Source organism: Mesorhizobium sp. B2-4-14, from assembly GCF_006442155.1.
Lineage (GTDB): Bacteria > Pseudomonadota > Alphaproteobacteria > Rhizobiales > Rhizobiaceae > Mesorhizobium.
The window spans coordinates 14,120-29,601 of the sequence record NZ_VFVA01000006.1 but is presented as its reverse complement, the minus strand read 5'-3'; the positions used below and the strand labels follow the sequence as shown (position 1 = coordinate 29,601).

Sequence of the window (15,482 nt, the reverse complement as noted above, 5' to 3'; positions counted from 1 at the left end):
GCGGCGATATGACCTTTGTTATTGGCGCCACACAAGCGCTACACTGCGCGACAGAGCTTCGCATGCAAGGCAGCGATTCGGCGGATCGATACAATCGAGCCGTCTGGCCCAATGCGAGGACATCCCTGCCTCGGTCTGCGAGACAAAAAAAGAACAGATCAGGATATCTCTTGCTTTTTCAGTTGGTTGTCTCCCCTTGTCAAATGAGAACAAAAAAGGTACAAAATGGCAGGGATTGCGGATTGTCCGGCCTTCATTGACGACCAAGGGGTGATGTATCATGGCTCAGAATACTTTGCGGCTTGTAGAGGATAAGGCAGTGGACAAATCAAAGGCTCTGGATGCGGCGCTGTCGCAAATCGAGCGGGCTTTCGGCAAGGGCTCGATCATGCGGCTCGGCGCCAACGAGCAGGTCGTCGAGATCGAAACAGTGCCGACCGGATCGCTCGGCCTCGACATCGCGCTCGGCGTCGGCGGCCTGCCGCGCGGCCGCATCATCGAGATCTACGGGCCGGAAAGCTCTGGCAAGACGACGCTGGCCCTGCACACCGTGGCTGAAGCCCAGAAGAAGGGCGGCATCTGCGCCTTCGTCGATGCCGAGCACGCGCTCGATCCTGTCTATGCCCGCAAGCTCGGCGTCGATCTCGAAAACCTCCTGATTTCGCAGCCCGACACCGGCGAGCAGGCGCTGGAGATCTGCGACACGTTGGTGCGCTCCGGCGCCATCGACGTGCTGGTGGTCGATTCGGTGGCAGCGCTGACGCCGCGTGCCGAAATCGAAGGCGAGATGGGCGATTCGCTGCCTGGCCTGCAGGCCCGGCTGATGAGCCAGGCGCTGCGCAAACTGACCGCTTCGATCTCACGTTCCAACACCATGGTCATCTTCATCAATCAGATCCGCATGAAGATCGGCGTCATGTTCGGTTCGCCCGAAACCACCACGGGCGGCAACGCCTTGAAATTCTATGCATCGGTGCGCCTCGACATCCGCCGCATCGGCTCGGTCAAGGACCGCGACGAGGTCGTCGGCAACCAGACCCGCGTCAAGGTGGTCAAGAACAAGCTGGCGCCGCCCTTCAAGGTGGTCGAGTTCGATATCATGTATGGCGAAGGCGTGTCCAAGACCGGCGAACTGGTCGATCTTGGCGTCAAGGCTGGTGTGGTCGAGAAGTCGGGCGCCTGGTTCTCCTACAATTCGCAGCGCCTCGGCCAAGGCCGCGAGAATGCTAAACTGTTCCTGCGCGACAATCCCGACACCGCGCGCGAGATCGAACTGGCGCTCCGGCAGAACGCCGGCTTGATCGCCGAGAAGTTCCTTGAAAATGGTGGCTCTGAAGGTGGCGACGACGGTTTTGAGGACGAAGCCGGCGCGATGTAGGGCAATGGCCAGAGTTCGGCCATAAATTCAGCCTATCACCTGATGCTTAAGTAACCGAGTTCTTTAGTACCGCGTTCCAAACCGCCGGCCTTCGAGCCGGCGGTTTTCGTTTTCGGCAGATCGGTAAGCTCCTGGATTGGCCCAATTCCGTGTTTCTGGACAGGGTCGGGCGTGCCCGCTAAAAGGCCAAGTCTATTTTCTAAGACGCAGAGACCAGTTTCCGCCGGCTGTGCCGGCGGTTTTCGCGAAAAGGCAGCAGTCATGAGTGGCGTGAACGAGATCCGGTCGACATTTCTCGACTATTTCCGCAAGGAGGGCCATGAGGTCGTGGCCTCGAGCCCGCTCGTGCCGCGCAACGATCCGACCTTGATGTTCACCAATGCCGGCATGGTGCAGTTCAAGAACGTCTTCACCGGTTTGGAGAAGCGGCCCTATTCGCGCGCCACCACCGCCCAGAAGAGCGTTCGCGCCGGCGGCAAGCACAATGATCTCGACAATGTCGGCTATACCGCGCGCCATCTGACCTTCTTCGAGATGCTCGGCAATTTCTCCTTTGGCGATTATTTCAAGGAGCGCGCCATCGAGCTTGCCTGGAACCTGATCATCCGAGAGTTCGGTCTGAAGAAGGACAAGCTGCTGGTCACCGTCTATCATACGGACGACGAGGCGGCTGGCTTCTGGAAGAAGATCGCCGGGTTCTCGGACGATCGCATCATCCGCATCGCAACCTCGGACAATTTTTGGGCCATGGGCGACACCGGACCTTGCGGGCCGTGCTCGGAAATCTTCATCGATCGAGGCGAGCATATCTGGGGCGGACCTCCCGGCAGTCCCGAGGAAGACGGCGACCGGTTTCTCGAATTCTGGAACCTGGTGTTCATGCAATACGAACAGGTGACGAAGGAGGAGCGCATCGACCTGCCGCGCCCGTCGATCGACACCGGCATGGGCCTGGAGCGCATGGCCTCGATCCTGCAAGGGGTGGAAAGCGTCTTCGAGACCGACCTGTTCCGCCACCTGATCGATGCGGCGTCGTCCGCGCTTGGGCGCGCGCCCGACGCGGAAACGGTGGCGTCCTACCGCGTCATTGCGGATCACCTGCGCTCGTCCTCCTTCCTGGTGGCCGACGGCGTGCTGCCGTCGAACGAAGGCCGCGGCTATGTGCTGCGCCGTATCATGCGCCGCGCCATGCGCCATGCGCAGTTGCTCGGCGCCCGCGATCCGCTGATGTGGAAGCTGGTGCCGGCGCTGGTACGCGAGATGGGCCAGGCCTATCCCGAGCTGGTGCGCGGCGAAGAGATGATTACCGAAACCCTGAAACTCGAGGAAACCCGCTTCCGCAAGACGCTGGTGCGCGGCCTTGGCCTGCTGTCGGAGGCGACGGAAAAGCTCCATGCCGGCGACATGCTGGACGGCGAGACTGCGTTCAAACTTTACGACACCTATGGCTTTCCGCTCGACCTGACGCAGGACGCGCTGCGGCAGCGCAACATCTCGGTCGATCTTGCCGGATTCACCGATGCGATGGAGCGGCAGAGGACCGAGGCGCGTGCACACTGGGCAGGCTCCGGCGAGGCCGCGACCGAGACGGTCTGGTTCCCGATCCGCGAGAAGACCGGCGCCACCGAATTCCTCGGCTATGAGACAGAGCAAGCGGAAGGTCTCGTCCAGGCGCTGGTCAGGGAAGGCAAGACCGTGGACAGCGCCGGCAAGGGTGAAGCTGTTGCCGTGGTTGTCAACCAGACGCCGTTCTACGCCGAATCCGGCGGCCAGATGGGCGACACCGGCGTCATTTCGGGCGAGGGGTTCTCGATGGAGGTCTCCGACACGCAGAAGAAGGCGGATGGGCTGTTCGTGCATATCGGCAAGGTGATTAACGGCACGGTCAAGACGGGCGCCGCCGTCGAGCTGAAGGTTGACCATAACAGGCGCTCCAGGTTGCGCGCGAACCATTCGGCGACGCACCTCATCCATGAGGCCTTGCGCGAAGTGCTGGGCACCCATGTCGCCCAGAAGGGCTCGTTGGTCGCGCCCGAGCGGCTGCGCTTCGACATCTCGCATAACAAGCCGATCTCGGCCGAGGAACTCGAAGAAGTCGAGCGCATGGCCAACGAGATCGTCGTGCAGAACAGCCCGGTGACCACGCGGCTGATGTCGATCGACGACGCCATTGCCGAGGGCGCCATGGCGCTGTTCGGCGAGAAATACGGCGACGAGGTGCGCGTCGTGTCGATGGGCACGGGCCTGCATGGCGCCAAGGCTAACCGGCCCTATTCGGTCGAGCTCTGCGGTGGCACCCATGTCAGGGCGACCGGCGATATCGGCCTTGTGCGCATCCTCTCGGACAGCGCGGTCGCCGCCGGTGTGCGCCGCATAGAGGCGCTGACCGGCGAAGCCGCGCGCAAGCATCTCGACGAGCAGGATCGGCGCCTTAAGACGGCGGCGGCAACGCTGAAGATTTCACCGGCCGACGTGCCCGCGCGTGTCGAGGCTTTGCTCGAAGAGCGCAAGAAGCTTGAGAAGGAACTGACCGAAGTGCGCAAGAAACTGGCGCTGGGCGGCGGTGCCGCGGCGGGTGCTCCCTCGGAGAATGAGACGGTCGCGGGCGTCGGTTTCCTCGGCAAGGCGGTTTCCGGTGTTTCGCCGAAGGATCTGAAGCCACTGGCCGACGCCGGCAAGACTTCGCTGGGTTCGGGCGTCGTTGTCTTCGTCGGCGCCGGCGAGGACAACAAGGCGAGTGTCGTGGTTGCCGTGACCGACGATCTCGTTGGCCGCTTCAGCGCCGTCGACCTGGTGCGCGTGGCGTCCGCCGCATTGGGCGGGCAGGGCGGCGGCGGCCGACCCGACATGGCACAGGCCGGCGGTCCGGATGCGTCGAAGGCCAATGACGCGATCGCGGCGGTGAGGGCGGCGCTCGAAGCAGCATGAAAGTCCGATGAACGTCCTCGTTTTAGGCGGCTATGGACTGATCGGAGAGGCCGTCCTTGAACGGTTGCTTCAAGACGGCCACCACCTACTCGGCCTGGGCCGCGATATCGGACAGGCGCGGCGCCGCAGACCCCGCGTCCAGTGGATCGCGGCGGATATGTCGCGACTGCTCTCAGCGGCCGACTGGATTCCCCTGCTTGCCGGCGTGGAAGTGGTGGTGAACGCCGCAGGCGCTTTGCAGGACGGTCCTCGTGATCAGCTGGATGCGATCCACCGGCGTTCGGTCGCCGCGCTCATCGCCGCCTGTGAACAGGTGGGTGTGAACCAATTGGTACAGATTTCCGCGATTGGCGCAGACCTCGCTTCCGACAGCGCCTTCTTCCGGACCAAGGCGGAAGGTGACCGCGCCGTCGCTTCGTCGTCTCTGAACTGGACGATCCTGCGGCCCGGTCTTGTCATCGCTCCCGCTGCCTATGGCGGGACGGCCTTGTTGCGGGCGCTTGCCGCAGCTCCAGCGGTTGTGCCCGCGGTGCTGGTGGATCGGCTGATCCAGACCGTGTCGGTGACGGATGTCGCCGAGGCGGTATCGCGTGCGGTCGCCGGACGTCTGGCGCGCGGGCAGATTATCGATCTGGTCGAGCAACGGGCCAAGCCTCTTGCCGACGTCCTGCTTGAGTTTCGTGCTTGGCTCGGCCTGCCCAAGGCGCCGGTCGTGACGGTGCCGGCAATCGTCGGGAGGCTCGCCAGTGGCATCGCCGATGGACTTGGCGCTCTCGGGTGGCGGTCTCCCTTGCGCAGTGCGGCACTTGCCGCGCTGAAGCATGGCGTTACCGGCAACGCCAAGGCCTGGACCGAAATTACCGGCCGTCCGCCGCAGTCGCTGGAAGCTACGCTGGCGGCAATGCCCGCACATGTTCAGGAGAGGTGGTTTGCGCGCCTGTGGCTGCTGAAACCGGTCGTGTTTGCCGTCCTGTCGATGTTCTGGTTGGCCTCCGGCATCGTCGGCTTCATCAGACAGGATGCAGCTGCGGACATTCTGGCATCGCGCGGCCTGTCGCCCGCTCTTGCGCTCTGGATGGTTCTCGCCGGAAGCGTCGCCGACATCCTGGTCGGCGCCGCCGTTTTGGTACGTTGGCTGGCTCGGGCGGGGCTGATGGCGATGACTGCCATCACCTTGGTTTATCTTGGCGCAGCGACCGTGCTTGCTCCCGATATCTGGCTCGATCCGCTCGGACCGTTGGTCAAGACCGTACCCGCGCTCTGCCTCGTCCTGGTGGCGCTGGCGATCCTGGAAGAGCGATGAACCTCTGGGCCGACATTCTGCGCTGGGTGCATGTCATCGGTGCAACGGTGCTGTTCGGCACTGGCGCTGGAATTGCCTTCTTCGTGCTCATGGCGCAGCGTACCGGCCGGCCTGAGATCGTCGCCCATGTCGCAGGCACCGTCGTCATCGCCGATGCCATCTTCACCGCCACGGCTGTTGTGGTCCAGCCAATCACCGGCGCGCTTCTGGCCCGCGAGATCGGGTGGCCGCTGTCGCAGGGCTGGATCGTGCTTTCCTTGCTGCTCTATGTCGTAACCGGCGCGTTCTGGCTGCCGGTTGTCTGGATACAGTTGCGCATACGTGATCTGGCTCGGCAGGCGGCACGTGAAAACGCGCCGTTGCCGGACGAGGAAAAGCGCCTCTTCCGCATCTGGTTCGTCTGCGGTTTTCCAGCCTTTGCCGCGGTGCTTGCAATCCTCTGGCTGATGGTGACCCGGCCCGAGATCAGATTGTAGCCTCCCGCTCCTGAGCGTGGCCTCCAGGCTTGGTGCTAACCGACCTTCTCGGTTTTGGCAAAGCTCGGGCGAGCGGCGATGCGCGCATACCAGTCGCTTATGTCAGCAAACCGCGCCAGCAGCTCGCGCCCGTCGGCAACCTTGACGAAATAGCCGATAATCGGCGCCGCGTGCAGATCGGCCAGCGTCAGCTGCTCGCCAAGCAGCCAGGATCCTTGGGCCTTGAGGGAGGTCAGCACTGTGAGCACGGTTTCTGCTTGGCGCAGACCGCTAGCGATCAAAGATTCGTCCGGTCGCTCCTTCTCCAGCCGCTCGACGGCGACGTCCCACACCATCGATTTGTAACCATAAGCATCAAGCATGCCGATGATCTGGCCCATCCTGGCGCGGCCGCGCGCATTCGCCGGCTGAAGCGCCGGACCGTCGAACGCCTCGTCGACATAGCGCGCGATCGCACTGGTCTCGAAGAGACGGAAACCATCGTGCTCGAAAGCCGGAATGCGGCCGAACGGATGGCGTTCGAGAAACCACGCCGGAATGCCGTCAGCGGCGAAGATGTCGAGCGGTACGAGCTCGTAGTCGATACCCTTTTCGTCCAGCGCCATCCGTGCGATGCGCACGTAGACGCTATAGTCCGCGCCGTAGAGAACCGGTTTGGTCACGCTGCCAGCCATCGCTTTTGCTCTCGTTGGCCAAAAAGCGAAGGCTCCTTTCGGAGCCTTCGGCGTGTGGAAATTCGGGCTACGCCATCGCCCTTTGCAAATTCTCGTCGATCTTGTCGAGGAAACCGGTGGTCGAGAGCCAGGGCTGGTCGGGGCCGATCAGCAGCGACAGGTCCTTGGTCATGAAACCGGACTCGACGGTCTGGATGCAGACCTTTTCCAGCGTCTCGGCAAAACGCTTCAGTTCGGCGTTGTCGTCGAGCTTGGCGCGGTGCGCGAGACCGCGCGTCCAGGCGAAGATCGAGGCGATCGAGTTGGTCGAGGTCTCCTCGCCCTTCTGGTGCTGGCGATAGTGGCGTGTGACGGTGCCGTGCGCGGCTTCCGCTTCGACCGTCTTGCCGTCCGGCGTCATCAGCACCGAGGTCATCAGGCCGAGCGAGCCGAAACCCTGCGCCACCGTGTCGGACTGCACGTCGCCGTCATAATTCTTGCAGGCCCAGACATAGCCGCCAGACCATTTCAGGCTCGAGGCCACCATGTCGTCGATCAGGCGGTGTTCGTACCATAGCTTCTTCGCCTTGAACTCGGCCTCGAATTCGGCCTCGTAGACCTCCTGGAAGATGTCCTTGAAGCGGCCGTCATAGGCCTTGAGGATGGTGTTCTTGGTCGACAGATAGACCGGGTAGTTGCGCAGCAGGCCGTAATTCAGCGAGGCGCGCGCGAATTCGCGGATCGACTCGTCGAGATTGTACATGGCCATGGCGACGCCGGCACCGGGCGCGTCGAACACGTCATGCTCGATCACCTGTCCGTCCTCGCCGACGAACTTGATCGTCAGCTTGCCCTTGCCGGGAAAGCGGAAATCGGTGGCGCGGTATTGGTCGCCGAAGGCATGGCGGCCGACGATGATCGGCTTGGTCCAGCCGGGCACCAGACGCGGCACGTTCTTCATGATGATCGGCTCGCGGAAGATGGTGCCGCCGAGGATGTTGCGGATGGTGCCGTTCGGCGACTTCCACATCTTCTTCAGCTTGAATTCCTCGACGCGCTGCTCGTCGGGGGTGATCGTCGCGCATTTCACGCCGACGCCGTATTTCTTGATGGCGTTGGCCGAATCGATGGTCACCTGGTCGTTGGTGGCGTCGCGGTGCTCGATGCCGAGGTCGTAATATTCGAGCTTCAGATCGAGATAAGGGTGGATCAGCTTGTCCTTGATGAACTGCCAGATGATGCGGGTCATCTCGTCGCCGTCGAGTTCGACGACCGGGTTCGCCACCTTGATCTTCGCCATGGAAAGAATGCCTCGTTGCTGGGAATGTACGGCCTTGCCAGCATGGCATTCGGCCGGGGGATGCCGCCCGTATATCAAAGCGCTTTTGGCCGCGCAAACGGCGATCGGTCACGAATTGGAGCCTGGACGGTCGCCATTTGCGAATGCTTCATTTTCGCGGCCGAATATGGCAGGGGACGCTGAAATGCCGCAAACAGCAGTTCATTGACAATCATGCCCGTCACCAAAGATCCCGATAACGCTTCAGCCGCCGGTCCGGCGATCATCCTCGTCGAGCCGCAACTCGGCGAGAACATCGGCATGGTCGCCCGCGCCATGGCCAATTTCGGCCTGTCCGAACTCCGCCTGGTCAATCCGCGCGACGGCTGGCCGAGCGAGAAGGCGCGCGCCGCCGCCAGCCGCGCCGACCATGTCATCGATGCCGTCACCGTGTTCGACGATCTGGCCTCGGCGCTTGCCGACCTGAACTTTGTTTTCGCGACCACGGCCAGGCAGCGCGATGGCTTCAAAGCCGTGCGCGGGCCGGTGGAGGCGGGCAGGGTGCTGCGGGCCCGTCACGGAATGGGGCAGCGCACCGGCATCCTGTTCGGCCGCGAGCGCTTCGGCCTCTACAATGACGAGGTTGGCCTCGCCGACGAGATCGTCACCTTTCCGGTCGATCCTGATTTCTCCTCACTCAACATCGCCCAGGCGGCCCTGCTGATGTCCTACGAGTGGATGAAGTCCGGCCTGGAAGACGAGACCAAAACCAACTTTGCGGGTCCGGACATGAAGCCGGCAAGCAAGGAAGAACTGCACGGCCTGTTCGCCTATCTGGAGGGCGCGCTCGAAGCGCGCGGCTACTTCCGCCCCGCACCGAAGAAGCCGAAGATGGTCGACAATCTGCGCGCCGTGCTGACGCGGGCCGGCTTTGCCGAGCCGGAACTGAAAGTGCTGCGCGGTATCATTTCCTCCCTCGACAGGTTTTCGCCGGCGATGCCGCGCGGCGACGGCTCTCCGGGCGATGATCCGAGACGATTGCCGGCCGCCGCCGCGCGTGCGCGCAAGGCGGAGGTTGATCGCCCGGCGCCCAATGGCGACGACAACGACGCGCCGCCGCTGGGTGGCAAGGGAACCGACAATGACTGACCGGCCGATCCTGATGTTCGATTCCGGCGTTGGTGGGCTGACAGTGCTGCGCGAGGCGCGCGTCCTGATGCCGGACCGGCGCTTCATCTATGTCGCGGACGATGCGGCCTTTCCTTTCGGTGCCTGGGAAGAGCCGGCGCTGCGGACCCACATACTCAATCTCTTCGCCAAGCTGCTCGACCGCTTTGCGCCGGCAATTTCCGTCATCGCCTGCAACACCGCCTCGACGCTGGTGATCGATGCGCTACGCGACAGATTTCCTGACCATCCCTTTGTCGGCACCGTGCCGGCGGTCAAGCCGGCGGCCGAGCGCACGCGTTCGGGTCTGGTCTCGGTGCTGGCGACGCCGGGCACCGTGAAGCGGCAATACACACGCGACCTGATCAGCAAATGGGCGCAGAAATGCCATGTTCGCCTGGTCGGCAGCGACAGGCTGGCGGGGCTTGCCGAAGTCTATATGCGCGAGGGCTTTGTCGACGAGGAGGCCGTACGCGCCGAGATCGCGCCCTGCTTCATGGAACATGACGGTCTCAGGACCGACATCGTGGTGCTGGCCTGCACACACTACCCCTTTCTGGTCAACCGCATGCGCAAGACCGCGCCCTGGCCGGTCGACTGGATCGATCCGGCCGAAGCGATTGCCCGGCGAGCCCTTTCGCTGTTGCCGCCTCTCGATGGATCGCCGCCGCAAGGCGAGCCCGATATCGCAGTATTCACCTCCGGCAAGGCGGATTTCGCCGTCAGCCGGCTGATGCAGGGCTTTGGATTATCCGTCCGCCACTAGAGCAATTCCAGGAAAAGTGCGTGGCGGTTTTCCGTTCGGGATTGCGTAAAAACAAAGGGCTAGAGCGGGTCAACGACTCTATCGAACGCTGAACCGCTCTAGGTGGTGGAAACGTTCGCCGCTCAAACAGGTTCGAACACGATGCTGCGTCGGTCCGGATCGGCCAGGACCAGCCTCAGCGCAAGACCGTCGCCCTGTTTGAGCCCAGTGGCCTTTACGATGGCAACGACAGGCATATCGGAAAGCTGAACGCGCACGCCGTGGTCGACGAAGTCGGTGACAACGGCTTTGAACGTTTCCCCCTCGCGTCCCTTCAGCATTACCGCCTCCGCAAGATCGATGGCCGCATGGTTGATCTGCGAAGCGCGGCTATCCGCGCGTCCCATCACCTTCGGCAATCTGGCGAACGCATCAATGACGGCCTGCGGCACGGGCTGGCCGTTTGCGATGGCCAGTGCGCAGCGCACGACATAGCGATCGGCCAATCGCCTGAGTGGCGCGGTTGCATGGGCATAGGTTGCGGCCATTGCCTCATGCCAGGGGACAATGCCCTCCTGGTAGGGCTGGTATGACGCGCCGGGGCTAGCATGTCGGATTTCCAGCATTAGCGCCGCCTGTTGCGGATCGCTGGGATCGAGGGTTTGCTGATAGTCCCGCAAGCTGGTGGAGTCTGGCCAAGACAGGCCGAGGGCCTGTGCGGCGTTGCGCAGTCTTTTCACCTTGAAGGCGTCCGGCTCCGACATCACCCGGAACAACCCGGTATGGTGCGCAAGCATGGCGTCGGCAATCGCCATGTTGGTCGCCAGCGAAAGCGCGGCATTGTCTTGTTCGGATTGGAGCAGAGGTCTGAATGAAAGCCGGAATGTGCCGTCTGCCAGCCTTTCAACCTCTTGCTCGGGAGGGTCGACGCGCGAAGCGCCACGACGCTTCTCGTTCATCGCCATGCGCCGCGCCAGCTCGGCGAAGCCGAACGGGAGATCGGAAGACTGCACACTTTCATAGGCGAGCTTAGCGCGGCTTTGAATGATCGACCGCTCCGCGCCGTCCAATGCCGCCGCGCCATCCTCGGCAACCCGAACGGTGAAGACGACCGCTGGGCGTGGTCCATCCGACAGCAGACTCGCCGCCCCCTCGGCAATTATCGGCGGGTAGAGTCCGGCCTTGCCGTCCGGCAAGTACAGCGTCTCGCCCCGCGTCCAGGCTTCGAGATCTATTGCGTCGCCGTCCGCGACGAACCAAGCCACGTCGGCAATGGCATACTGCAGCAGAAGATCACTGCCGCTCACCTCGATCGAGAACGCCTGGTCAAGATCGGTGGAGGCAGCCGGATCGAGCGTGACGAACGGCATCGCCGTTCGATCGGCATGCTGGTTCGGCACACGCCTGGCCGCCGCCTGCGCCGCTGCCAATACGTCAGCCGGAAACCCGTCAGGCACGTGGAGTTCGTCGCGGATTTTCGCCAGGCCGGTGGAAAGAGCTTGAGGGGGATCTGTCAGAGACTTCATCCAGCCGTCCTACACCGGAGCTTTGGACACGGGAAGGCCGCCAGGAAAATTGCCAAAGCCGGCCGGCTGCCGGCCTGGCAGCAGCGGATGTGGAACCGGGCCGCTGCTGCTGGAACTAAGGCCGGAGGCTCGGCGTTTTCTCCTGACAGCAAAGGAGAACGGCCATGCCAGCCACCTCGAAAGCCCAACAGAAAGCCGCCGGAGCCGCACTCTCCGCCAAGCGCGGCGAGACGAAAAAGAGCGAACTCAAGGGCGCTTCCAAGGGAATGTACGATTCCATGAGCGAGAAGCAGCTCGAGGAGTTCGCCGAGACGAAGCGCAAGGGACTTCCCGAGAAGAAATCGAAAGACTGAAATCCTGTCGGTTGCGTTTGAAGACGTAGCGCCGAACAAACGAAAGCCCGCAGCGCAACTGCGGGCTTCATATCAGAGGCTGAAATTCCCGCCTAGATTACCAACGGTGGCAGCGCCGCACTCTTTCGACGATCACCCGGCGGTGACCATGCCGCCACACCACCCTCTTTTTCACGATGACGCGGCAGACCTGTTTATGCCCGTGCCAGTGGCGGGCCATTGCCGGTTCCGGCGCCACCGCCATCGAACCTGCAAGTACCGCGGCGCCTGCCAGGGTAAGGAATAACTTCTTCGTAAGAATTGCGCTCCTCTCGCTCCAGTCCCTTCCTGGTGCCGTTGGCGCAACAACCTCCCGCCACATCCGGCACTGCATCAACGCGCGAAACGCTATATCGTTGTTTTGCCCGGCACCAGTCATAAGCTTGACACCGGTTAAATCTCGGTTTAACCAGCCGCCAACGCCGGGCAGCGATGTCCGGTGTTTGTTTTGTATACGCAAGATCAGTTACCCCGGTTGTCTCTGGTCTTGTTTGAACTGACGTGTCCCGTGGGTTTTCCGCCGCGTTGCGTGGGAAAACCCTGTCAGGTCTCGAAAACGGAGGCCAGAGGAGGGCGCGTTTCCTTCACCCGGACCATGAGGTGCCGGGTGTGTTGTTTTGAAAAGGGAATGCGATGAGCAAGCGCGAATCCGCGAAATACAAGATCGACCGCCGTCTTGGCGAAAATATCTGGGGCCGCCCGAAGTCCCCGGTCAACAAGCGTGAATACGGCCCCGGCCAGCATGGCCAGCGCCGCAAGGGCAAGCTTTCCGATTTCGGCCTGCAACTGCGCGCCAAGCAGAAGCTGAAGGGTCACTATGGCGACGTTTCGGAAAAGCAGTTCCGCAAGGTCTACGAAGAGGCCGACCGCCGCAAGGGCGACACTTCGGAGAACCTGATCGGCCTGCTCGAGTCGCGTCTCGACGCGGTCGTCTACCGCGCCAAGTTCGTGCCGACCATTTTTGCCGCCCGTCAGTTCGTCAACCATGGCCACATCAACGTCAACGGCAAGCGCGTCAACATCGGCTCGTATCGCTGTAAGCCGGGCGACGTCGTCGAAGTGCGCGAGAAGTCGAAGCAACTGGTGATCGTTCTGGAATCGGTCGCACTCGCCGAGCGCGATGTGCCTGATTACATCGAGGTCGATCATAACAAGATGGTCGCGACCTTCGGGCGTATCCCGGGCCTGTCGGACGTTCCGTTCGCCGTCCAGATGGAGCCGAACCTGGTCGTCGAATTCTACTCGCGCTAAGCGAACATCTTTTGCCATACCATCGAAAGGCCGCCCCTCGAGGCGGCCTTTTTGTTCGCGCATTCGCTTTGGCGTTTCGATTTTCCAACCGATGCGCTAATCCGGGCGAAACTCACATCCGGGGCCGCCGCGCCATGAACATGCAGCCAGACATCGAGACGCTTGAACCGATCGCCGAGGGCGGCTCCCATCCGTTGTTCGCCGATGTGCCGTCCTCGGTCGAATTCAACAAATTGCGCAAGCGGCTGCTGCGGCTGACCCGCCAGGCGATCGAGGATTTCTCGATGGTCAAGCCGGGCCAGCGCTGGCTGGTTGCACTGTCGGGCGGCAAGGATTCCTACGGTCTGCTCGCAATGCTGCTCGATCTCAAATGGCGTGGCCTGCTGCCGGTCGAACTGCTGGCCTGCAATCTCGACCAGGGCCAGCCGAATTTTCCCAAGCACATCCTGCCCGATTATCTCGACGCCAACGGTATCGCGCACCGCATCGAATACCGGGACACCTATTCAGTCGTCACCGATAAGCTGCCGCAAGGCAGCACCTATTGCTCGCTCTGCTCGCGGCTGCGGCGCGGTCATCTCTACCGCATCGCACGCGAGGAGGGATGCTCGGCGCTGGTGCTCGGCCATCACCGAGAGGACATCCTCGAAACCTTCTTCATGAACCTGTTCCATGGCGGCCGGCTTGCCGCCATGCCGCCAAAACTGCTCAACGACGAAGGCGACGTCATGGTGCTGCGGCCGCTGAGCTATTGCGCCGAAGCAGATCTCGAGAAATTCGCAGCGGCGATGCGGTTTCCGATCATTCCCTGTGACCTCTGCGGCAGCCAGGAAGGCCTCCAGCGCAATGCCATGAAGGCGATGCTGGAGGATATAGAAAGACGCATGCCTGGGCGCAAGGACACGATGATCCGCGCGCTGTCCAACACCAGGCCGTCGCATCTCCTTGACAGGAACCTTTTCGATTTCGCCGCTCTGAACCAAACCCTCATCACAGGACAAGACGCTTCCGATGACATTTGATGATAACGCGATCGACTGGCTGGCCAGCTTGCTGGCCGAGGCGGCCGACATCGAAATCATGCCCCGCTTTCGCCGGCTGGGCGACGGCGACATCAGACAGAAGACCTCGGCAGCCGATCTGGTGACGGAAGCGGACGTGAATGCGGAGCGGCTCATCACGGCCCGGCTGCGCAGCCATTACCCCTCCGCCATGGTTGTCGGCGAGGAAGCCTGTTCCGACAATCCGGCGCTGCTTGATGGCCTGGGAGAAGCCGACCTGGCTTTCGTCATCGACCCGGTCGACGGCACGTTCAACTTCGCATCCGGCGTGCCGCTGTTCGGCGTGATGCTTGGCGTCGTCGTCAAGGGCGAGACGGTCGCCGGCATCATCCACGATCCCGTCGGCAAGGACTGGCTGATCGGCGCCAGGGGCTCCGGCAGCCACATCCGCCACGCACACGGCGCGCTGGAGAAAGTGCGGGTTGCCGCGCCCGCGCCGATTTCACAGATGACAGGCGCGGTCTCCTGGCAGTACATGGCGGAGCCCGAGCGCACGCGGCTGGCCTGCAACCAGACCAAGACGCTGTCGCAATTCAACTATCGCTGCGCCGCGCATGAATACCGCTTGCTGGCAAGCGGCCATGGCCATTTCGTCGTCTACAACAAGCTGATGCCCTGGGATCATCTCGCCGGCGTGCTGATCCACGCAGAAGCCGGTGGCCATGCCGCGCGTTTCGACGGCAGCGCCTATCTGCCGGCGCATGTCGGTGGCGGCTTGCTGGTCGCGCCGGACAAGGAAAGCTGGCAGGAGCTGCGCCGCGAGCTCTGGGCGGAGTAGGATCGACCGGGTTGTGCGACCGAAGGATAGATGCGATCTCATGCCAATCGAGAGGGTTCCGTAGATGAAGTCTCGGTCCACGATTGTCGTAGCGGCCCTCGCCATCATCTTGGTTGTCGGCTCCAACCAGGCGAGATCGCAGCAGCGCCCATGCCGCAGTCCCGATCCTGTTGATACGATAAAGGAGATGTCCGCCGCGATCTTCGCTTGTTGGCAGCCGCCGCCTGGAACAGCAGGCATGTCCCTGACGTTGCGGTTTTCGCTTCGCCGAAACGGTACGCTGATTGGCAAACCTCGCGCCACCTATTCCAAACTGGGAAGCGACGACGCGCTCAGCCGCGCTTTCGTCGCTTCCATTCTCGAGGCTCTCGACAAGGCCTTGCCGTTGCCCGTTTCAGACAGCATGGGCGAGGCAATCGCAGGACGTATGCTTGCTCCTCGCTTTACGGCAGCCCTTGTAGGCTCATCCTGATGCACCTCGCTCGAGAGCGTGTCGCCCGCCCAGAGCGTGCCGTGGTTGGGGCAACGACACGCGCAAAACGACA

At 62.5% G+C, this 15,482-nt stretch carries 14 protein-coding genes; 11 read left to right on the top strand and 3 right to left on the bottom strand.

Annotated elements, in window-relative coordinates; genetic code table 11:
• The first annotated feature begins 280 nt into the window (after nucleotides 1-280).
• The 4 genes from recA (at nucleotide 281) to FJ938_RS07625 (ending at nucleotide 6,085) form a co-directional block, all read left to right on the top strand.
• Complete coding sequence (gene recA, locus FJ938_RS07640) at nucleotides 281-1,378, top strand: recombinase RecA (protein ID WP_027028105.1); 1,098 nt, start codon at nucleotides 281-283, stop codon at nucleotides 1,376-1,378.
• A gap of 261 nt (nucleotides 1,379-1,639) precedes the next feature.
• The gene (gene alaS / locus FJ938_RS07635; RefSeq protein ID WP_140692518.1) at nucleotides 1,640-4,306 is read left to right on the top strand and encodes an alanine--tRNA ligase; all 2,667 of its coding nucleotides are present in this window, start codon (nucleotides 1,640-1,642) and stop codon (nucleotides 4,304-4,306) included.
• A gap of 7 nt (nucleotides 4,307-4,313) precedes the next feature.
• On the top strand, nucleotides 4,314-5,609 hold the full coding sequence (locus FJ938_RS07630; RefSeq protein WP_140692517.1) for an SDR family oxidoreductase: 1,296 nt from the start codon (nucleotides 4,314-4,316) through the stop codon (nucleotides 5,607-5,609).
• Nucleotides 5,606-6,085, top strand: a complete 480-nt coding sequence (locus tag FJ938_RS07625; RefSeq protein WP_140692515.1) for a DUF2269 domain-containing protein — start codon at nucleotides 5,606-5,608, stop codon at nucleotides 6,083-6,085. Before FJ938_RS07630 ends, FJ938_RS07625 begins: the two co-directional genes overlap by 4 nt.
• A 35-nt stretch (nucleotides 6,086-6,120) precedes the next feature.
• Here FJ938_RS07625 and FJ938_RS07620 read toward each other — a convergent pair whose 3' ends face one another.
• Nucleotides 6,121-6,747 carry a glutathione S-transferase family protein gene (locus FJ938_RS07620; RefSeq protein WP_140692514.1) on the bottom strand — a complete coding sequence of 209 codons (627 nt, stop codon included), beginning with the start codon at nucleotides 6,745-6,747 and terminating at the stop codon, nucleotides 6,121-6,123.
• Between the two features lie 79 nt (nucleotides 6,748-6,826).
• A complete protein-coding gene (locus FJ938_RS07615) occupies nucleotides 6,827-8,038 on the bottom strand; it encodes an NADP-dependent isocitrate dehydrogenase (protein ID WP_140692513.1) in 1,212 nt (403 codons plus the stop codon).
• A 213-nt stretch (nucleotides 8,039-8,251) separates the two neighbouring features.
• Between FJ938_RS07615 and FJ938_RS07610 the strand changes: the two genes are divergently transcribed.
• Together FJ938_RS07610 and murI are read left to right on the top strand one after the other, a co-directional pair.
• Nucleotides 8,252-9,166, top strand: a complete 915-nt coding sequence (locus FJ938_RS07610) for an RNA methyltransferase (RefSeq protein ID WP_140692511.1) — start codon at nucleotides 8,252-8,254, stop codon at nucleotides 9,164-9,166.
• Nucleotides 9,159-9,950, top strand: coding sequence for a glutamate racemase (gene murI / locus FJ938_RS07605; protein WP_140609398.1), 792 nt, complete (start codon nucleotides 9,159-9,161; stop codon nucleotides 9,948-9,950). Before FJ938_RS07610 ends, murI begins: the two co-directional genes overlap by 8 nt.
• Before the next feature lie 122 nt (nucleotides 9,951-10,072).
• Here the strand turns inward: murI and FJ938_RS07600 are convergent, their stop codons facing one another.
• On the bottom strand, nucleotides 10,073-11,455 hold the full coding sequence (locus FJ938_RS07600) for an RNB domain-containing ribonuclease (protein WP_140692510.1): 1,383 nt from the start codon (nucleotides 11,453-11,455) through the stop codon (nucleotides 10,073-10,075).
• 164 nt (nucleotides 11,456-11,619) lie between these two features.
• Here FJ938_RS07600 and FJ938_RS07595 point away from each other — a divergent pair, with 164 nt between their 5' ends.
• The 5 genes from FJ938_RS07595 to FJ938_RS07570 all read left to right on the top strand — a co-directional run bounded on the left by FJ938_RS07595 (nucleotide 11,620) and on the right by FJ938_RS07570 (nucleotide 15,409).
• Nucleotides 11,620-11,808 carry a DUF3008 family protein gene (locus tag FJ938_RS07595; RefSeq protein ID WP_140609394.1) on the top strand — a complete coding sequence of 63 codons (189 nt, stop codon included), beginning with the start codon at nucleotides 11,620-11,622 and terminating at the stop codon, nucleotides 11,806-11,808.
• Nucleotides 11,809-12,480: 672 nt separating this feature from the next.
• A complete protein-coding gene (gene rpsD, locus FJ938_RS07585; RefSeq protein WP_140609390.1) occupies nucleotides 12,481-13,098 on the top strand; it encodes a 30S ribosomal protein S4 in 618 nt (205 codons plus the stop codon).
• Between the two features lie 134 nt (nucleotides 13,099-13,232).
• Complete coding sequence (ttcA, locus tag FJ938_RS07580) at nucleotides 13,233-14,120, top strand: tRNA 2-thiocytidine(32) synthetase TtcA (protein WP_140609388.1); 888 nt, start codon at nucleotides 13,233-13,235, stop codon at nucleotides 14,118-14,120.
• Nucleotides 14,110-14,937, top strand: a complete 828-nt coding sequence (locus tag FJ938_RS07575; protein WP_140609386.1) for an inositol monophosphatase family protein — start codon at nucleotides 14,110-14,112, stop codon at nucleotides 14,935-14,937. The genes ttcA and FJ938_RS07575 overlap by 11 nt, the downstream gene beginning before the upstream one ends.
• A gap of 187 nt (nucleotides 14,938-15,124) precedes the next feature.
• On the top strand, nucleotides 15,125-15,409 hold the full coding sequence (locus FJ938_RS07570) for a hypothetical protein (RefSeq protein ID WP_246671479.1): 285 nt from the start codon (nucleotides 15,125-15,127) through the stop codon (nucleotides 15,407-15,409).
• The last annotated feature ends 73 nt before the right edge of the window (nucleotides 15,410-15,482 follow it).

Bases quoted from the DNA above. Each gene is read 5' to 3' on its own strand.
- recA (WP_027028105.1), top strand. From the start codon at position 281: ATGGCTCAGAATACTTTGCGGCTTGTAGAGGATAAGGCAGTGGACAAA.
- alaS (WP_140692518.1), top strand. From the start codon at position 1,640: ATGAGTGGCGTGAACGAGATCCGGTCGACATTTCTCGACTATTTCCGC.
- FJ938_RS07630 (WP_140692517.1), top strand. From the start codon at position 4,314: ATGAACGTCCTCGTTTTAGGCGGCTATGGACTGATCGGAGAGGCCGTC.
- FJ938_RS07625 (WP_140692515.1), top strand. From the start codon at position 5,606: ATGAACCTCTGGGCCGACATTCTGCGCTGGGTGCATGTCATCGGTGCA.
- FJ938_RS07615 (WP_140692513.1), bottom strand. From the start codon at position 8,038: ATGGCGAAGATCAAGGTGGCGAACCCGGTCGTCGAACTCGACGGCGAC.
- FJ938_RS07610 (WP_140692511.1), top strand. From the start codon at position 8,252: ATGCCCGTCACCAAAGATCCCGATAACGCTTCAGCCGCCGGTCCGGCG.
- murI (WP_140609398.1), top strand. From the start codon at position 9,159: ATGACTGACCGGCCGATCCTGATGTTCGATTCCGGCGTTGGTGGGCTG.
- FJ938_RS07600 (WP_140692510.1), bottom strand. From the start codon at position 11,455: ATGAAGTCTCTGACAGATCCCCCTCAAGCTCTTTCCACCGGCCTGGCG.
- FJ938_RS07595 (WP_140609394.1), top strand. From the start codon at position 11,620: ATGCCAGCCACCTCGAAAGCCCAACAGAAAGCCGCCGGAGCCGCACTC.
- rpsD (WP_140609390.1), top strand. From the start codon at position 12,481: ATGAGCAAGCGCGAATCCGCGAAATACAAGATCGACCGCCGTCTTGGC.
- ttcA (WP_140609388.1), top strand. From the start codon at position 13,233: ATGAACATGCAGCCAGACATCGAGACGCTTGAACCGATCGCCGAGGGC.
- FJ938_RS07575 (WP_140609386.1), top strand. From the start codon at position 14,110: ATGACATTTGATGATAACGCGATCGACTGGCTGGCCAGCTTGCTGGCC.
- FJ938_RS07570 (WP_246671479.1), top strand. From the start codon at position 15,125: ATGTCCGCCGCGATCTTCGCTTGTTGGCAGCCGCCGCCTGGAACAGCA.